The following is a 1,667-nucleotide window of genomic DNA, read 5'->3' on the forward strand; positions in this document are numbered from 1 at the left end:
ATAAAAGATATCGCACTGTTCACAGTCATCAGTCATCAGTCATCAGGAGCCAGCGCCATGCGGGGGTTCCCCCCGTTGAGGCGACTGGCGTTTATCAGTCAACAATTTCAATCAAGATAATTTATATCTTGCAATACCTGAACAATGCTCAATCAAAACCAAACTCCTTTATTAGATGCCTTAAAAGCCTGTGTGGCAAGTCCCCATGCTGCTTTTTACACTCCAGGACACAAGCGAGGAAAGGGAATTTCTCAACCTTTGGCTGATTTACTTGGCAATGCTGTTTTTTGTGCTGATTTAACGGAATTAGCAGGTTTAGATAATCTCTTCGCTCCTCAAGGGGTTATTTATGAAGCGCAGGAATTGGCGGCTGAAGCGTTTGGTGCTGTACAAACATGGTTTCTTGTCAATGGTTCTACTTGTGGAGTGGAGGCGGCTATTCTCGCTACTTGTGGGGAAGGGGATAAAATTATTCTGCCTCGAAATGTGCATTCTTCTGCGATCGCTGGTTTAATTCTCTCTGGTGCAATACCAATTTTCGTTAATCCTGAATATGACGCAGTTTTAGATATTGCCCATAGTATCACGCCCGCTGCTGTAGAATCTGCGCTGCAACAGCATCCAGATGCTAAAGCTGTGTTGACAGTTTACCCAACATATTATGGTGTTTGTGGAGATTTACAAGCGATCGCTAAAATTACTCATCAATACAATATTCCTTTACTTGTAGATGAAGCCCACGGCCCGCATTTTGCTTTTCATCCTGAACTACCCACCCCAGCCCTAGCCGCAGGTGCAGATATAACTGTGCAATCTATTCATAAGGTACTCGGTGCCATGACACAAGCATCAATGTTGCATGTTAAAGGCAACAGAATCAATGTTGACCGAGTAAGTAAAGCTTTGCTACTTGTGCAGTCTACTAGCCCTAGCTATTTACTTTTAGCTTCCCTCGATGCTGCACGTCAACAAATGGCAGTACATGGAAAATATCTGATGTCCCGCACTTTGGAACTTGCAGATGAAGCGAGAACGAGAATTAGCCAAATTCCTGGATTATCCATTTTGGACATTCCTCCAAAAGAAGGTTTTTCGCCAGGCTTTATAGCTTTGGATAGAACACGGCTAACTGTTAACGTTTCTGGCTTGGGTTTAACTGGATTTGCAGCGGATGAAATTTTGGATGAAAAACTAGCCGTTACTGCTGAATTTGCATCGTTGCAACATTTGACGTTTATTATTAGTTTGGGCAATACTCAAGCGGATATTGAGCAATTAGTCAAAGGTTTTGAGACAATAGCTTTACCATTAAAAAAGTCGCCGCTATACAAACAAAGCTTACCTACGCAGGTTCAGAAAAATTATGAATCTCAGCTTTCTCCCCGTAAAGCTTTTTTTGCTGTGAGTGAAACTTTACCATTGGAATACGCAAGCGATCGCATTTGTGCTGAAATAGTTTGTCCCTACCCACCAGGAATTCCAATTTTAATGCCGGGAGAAGTAATTACCAAAGCAGCTTTAGAATATTTGCAACAAATTCAAGCAATGGGCGGATTTATTACTGGTTGTGCAGATACCAGTCTCAAAACTTTAAAGGTTGTTAGTTGTTAGTTGTCAGTTGTCAGTTGTTAGTTCTTATTCTCCCCATCCCCCCATCTCCCCTGCTC

Annotated in this window: 1 protein-coding gene; it reads left to right on the plus strand. The window is 42.3% G+C overall.

The window, feature by feature from the left end; genetic code table 11:
• The first annotated feature begins 144 nt into the window (after nt 1-144).
• Nucleotides 145-1,611 (plus strand): aminotransferase class I/II-fold pyridoxal phosphate-dependent enzyme, encoded by a 1,467-nt coding sequence (locus I8748_RS24170; protein WP_198127080.1) that lies wholly within the window; start codon nt 145-147, stop codon nt 1,609-1,611.
• The last annotated feature ends 56 nt before the right edge of the window (nt 1,612-1,667 follow it).

It is taken from the genome of Amazonocrinis nigriterrae CENA67 (assembly GCF_016056305.1).
GTDB classification, from domain to species: domain Bacteria; phylum Cyanobacteriota; class Cyanobacteriia; order Cyanobacteriales; family Nostocaceae; genus Amazonocrinis; species Amazonocrinis nigriterrae.